The 2,631-nt window shown below is 60.1% G+C and carries 7 protein-coding genes; 4 read left to right on the top strand and 3 right to left on the bottom strand.

What is annotated here, in order from left to right; translation table 11 throughout:
• The 3 genes from DBR24_RS33795 to yacG form a co-directional block, all read left to right on the top strand.
• A partial coding sequence (locus tag DBR24_RS33795; RefSeq protein WP_256591836.1) for a hypothetical protein occupies positions 1 to 84 on the top strand: 84 nt, incomplete at its 5' end.
• A complete protein-coding gene (gene coaE / locus DBR24_RS25805) occupies positions 81 to 704 on the top strand; it encodes a dephospho-CoA kinase (RefSeq protein WP_038369046.1) in 624 nt (207 codons plus the stop codon). The genes DBR24_RS33795 and coaE, both read left to right, overlap by 4 nt.
• Entirely contained in the window at positions 701 to 901 is a 201-nt protein-coding gene (yacG, locus tag DBR24_RS25810; RefSeq protein WP_123464066.1) for a DNA gyrase inhibitor YacG, read from the top strand. The genes coaE and yacG overlap by 4 nt, the downstream gene beginning before the upstream one ends.
• A 5-nt stretch (positions 902 to 906) precedes the next feature.
• Here yacG and DBR24_RS25815 read toward each other — a convergent pair whose 3' ends face one another.
• The 3 genes from DBR24_RS25815 to DBR24_RS25825 all read right to left on the bottom strand — a co-directional run bounded on the left by DBR24_RS25815 (position 907) and on the right by DBR24_RS25825 (position 2,341).
• On the bottom strand, positions 907 to 1,122 hold the full coding sequence (locus tag DBR24_RS25815) for a hypothetical protein (protein WP_123464064.1): 216 nt from the start codon (positions 1,120 to 1,122) through the stop codon (positions 907 to 909).
• A 65-nt stretch (positions 1,123 to 1,187) separates the two neighbouring features.
• Complete coding sequence (locus DBR24_RS25820; RefSeq protein WP_123464062.1) at positions 1,188 to 1,877, bottom strand: energy-coupling factor ABC transporter permease; 690 nt, start codon at positions 1,875 to 1,877, stop codon at positions 1,188 to 1,190.
• Positions 1,874 to 2,341: an FAD/FMN-containing dehydrogenase gene (locus DBR24_RS25825; RefSeq protein WP_128616128.1), complete on the bottom strand. Its 468-nt coding sequence runs from the start codon at positions 2,339 to 2,341 to the stop codon at positions 1,874 to 1,876. Before DBR24_RS25825 ends, DBR24_RS25820 begins: the two co-directional genes overlap by 4 nt.
• A gap of 129 nt (positions 2,342 to 2,470) precedes the next feature.
• On the opposite strand from DBR24_RS25825, the gene DBR24_RS33800 reads away from it, so the two are divergent.
• The coding region (locus DBR24_RS33800) for a DUF1780 domain-containing protein (protein ID WP_256591837.1) at positions 2,471 to 2,631 on the top strand (161 nt) is incomplete at its 3' end.

Here is a 2,631-nt window from a genome sequence, read left to right on the forward strand (position 1 = left end):
TATCTGGCCATTGCCGGCTGGATTGCCTTGCTCTGGGGTGGTCAAATAACCGGCTTCTATTGGCAGTTTGTCGGTTTGAAATGAATACCCCTGTGGAAAAACCCTGGATTCTCGGCCTCACCGGTGGCATCGGCAGCGGTAAAAGCGCTGCCGCCCAGCACTTCATTGATCTGGGTGTCCACGTGGTGGACGCCGATCACGCGGCACGCTGGGTAGTTGAGCCGGGGCGTCCAGCGCTGGCAAAGATTGCCGAACACTTCGGCCCCGGCGTGTTGCAGGCCGATGGCACGCTGGACCGCGCCGCCCTGCGCAAACTCATCTTCGAAGTGCCGGAGCAACGTCGCTGGCTCGAAGCCCTGCTGCATCCGTTGATCGCCGAGGAAATCGCGCATCATCTGGCACTGGCAAAATCGCCTTACGCGATTCTGGTTTCGCCGTTGTTGATCGAATCCGGGCAATACGCGATGACGCAGCGCATCCTGGTGATCGACGCCCCGCAACAATTGCAGATCGAACGCACCTTGCAGCGTGACCAGACCAGCGAGCAGCAGGTTCAGGCGATCCTCAAGGCTCAGTCGAGCCGCGAAGACCGTGTGAGCCGCGCCGACGATGTGGTGGTCAACGACCGCGACCTCGCCTGGCTGCACAGCGAGGTCGAGCGCCTGCATCACTTTTACCTGACGTTATCCGGAGGCCAAGCATGAGCCAGATCCCCACCGTTGACTGCCCGACCTGCGGCGCCCCCGTGGAATTCACCCCTGAGAACAAGTTTCGCCCGTTCTGCTCCGATCGCTGCAAGCTGATCGACCTCGGCGCCTGGGCGTCGGAAGAACACAAGATTCCGGTCGCACCGGATGCCGAGGACGAACTGTTTTCCGGTGATTTCGACCCGCGTCACTGATTCGATCAGGGGCGCATAAAGCCGTAGTCCTGATCGTCGTCGAGGTTTTCCGCAAGAAAGCGCAACTCGTCGGCCAGGTCTTCGGCGTTGCGCACGGCCTTGCTCTGTTGCACCACCGCACTGAGCAAGGCGCGCAGGCTCAACCCAGGGTCGAAACCCACTTCCTGCGCCACTTCCAGACTCTGCCGGGTTTCCTGCCTCGCCCACTCGTAAACACTCATGCTGCTGCTCCTGAAGGGATTTGCGCGAGCATGAAATTTCCCGCACGCAGCGGGTTTGATGTGGATCAAGACTTCGGATCGTCGTCCTTCCAGGGCGCCGAAAGGTAGCGGGTGCGGTTGAAGGTCTCCAGCCATTCCGGGCTGAATACCACCAGTGCACTGACGATCATGCCGTTGATAAACGCCTCTGGGAAAATGATCAGCCACAGGTAACCGATGAAGTCTTCAAGCCATTCCGGCATGGCGAAAAGGCCGTCGTACCACAGCAGCGTCAGGCTCAGGATCAGGCACAACAGGGCTGACAGCGCGGCGGCAAAAAAACCGGAACAGAAGATGTACACGAACGGATTGCGCGGCTGCGCACGCTCGACGAGGATCGCCACGCACTCGGTAACCAGCACCGGCAGCAAAATGAACAAGGCGCCATTGACCCCCATCGCCGCGAGATCCTGACGCCCGAGCAGTACCAGGCCGATTTGCGCCACCAGCCCGCCGACGATCGCCAGCGGCCAATCCAGCAACAGCGTCACCGCCGTCATGCCAAGGAAGTGATACGACACGCCCGTGTCGAAATCCCTGCGCATCAACCACAACAGAAACAACGCAAACACGGTGCCGAACAGCAGATGCTGACGCCGACTGTCGCTGAACAACTCGACCCACGGCGCCCGCACGATCGCCCAAAGCAGCACCGGCAGATAAATCAGCCAGCCCAGCAGCAGACTCTCAGTCGCCAGCACCTCGACGCCGATCATGGGCGCGCCTTCTCCAGTGCCTCGCGCAGGTCGCTCGCGTTGGCGTACTCACGTTGCGCGAGCAATCGACCGTCCTTGAGTTGCAACCACAACACCTGGCCTTCCGCGCCGGGATAGCGCGACGCAACCCGGCCTTCTCGATCAAGCATGACCCGATAGTGATAGTCGCGCATGGCCGGTACGGCAAACATTCTGGCAATCAGCGCCGGCATGCGCTGGATATCGGCAACGAACACCGCGTGACGGGCCTCCAGATAGCCCTTGGGCTGATCCTTCAACGCCTCCTTGATCAGCTTGGCGCCGTCCATATCCCGCGCCACCAGCAGCGTGGTGGTGCTGTTGTCGAGGGTGAAGGGTTGCTCGTACTGATCGAGTAACGTCCAGGGAGCAAGACGCTCGCCGGTTTCGAGTGCATGGGCAAACAGCGGAAAAAGAGCAAACAGCAGCAGCCAGCGAAATTTCACGATGAGTCCTCACGGTTTGGCGTAAATAATCAATTTCCATGAGTCTACACCGCCCTTCTCCACTGCCCACTGATGCACTTTGCCGCGTAACGCTTTCAGCTTGTCGCATTTGAACGCTAAGCTTGGCGTATGGATGACTCAGATTATTTACGCCTGCTGACCATCGCGGCCGAGCAGGCCAACGCCTTTCTGTCCAATGCCCGCAAATGGGAGCGTGAGCGTTGGGTCTGCCAGCGCCTGCTGCAAGGCTTGAACATTCCTTATCGCGCCGACGAATTCGCCCCGGCCGG

It is taken from the genome of Pseudomonas sp. HMWF006 (assembly GCF_003061205.1).
Taxonomy (GTDB): Bacteria; Pseudomonadota; Gammaproteobacteria; order Pseudomonadales; family Pseudomonadaceae; genus Aquipseudomonas; species Aquipseudomonas monsensis.

Bases quoted from the DNA above. Each gene is read 5' to 3' on its own strand.
- coaE (WP_038369046.1), top strand. From the start codon at position 81: ATGAATACCCCTGTGGAAAAACCCTGGATTCTCGGCCTCACCGGTGGC.
- yacG (WP_123464066.1), top strand. From the start codon at position 701: ATGAGCCAGATCCCCACCGTTGACTGCCCGACCTGCGGCGCCCCCGTG.
- DBR24_RS25815 (WP_123464064.1), bottom strand. From the start codon at position 1,122: ATGAGTGTTTACGAGTGGGCGAGGCAGGAAACCCGGCAGAGTCTGGAA.
- DBR24_RS25820 (WP_123464062.1), bottom strand. From the start codon at position 1,877: ATGATCGGCGTCGAGGTGCTGGCGACTGAGAGTCTGCTGCTGGGCTGG.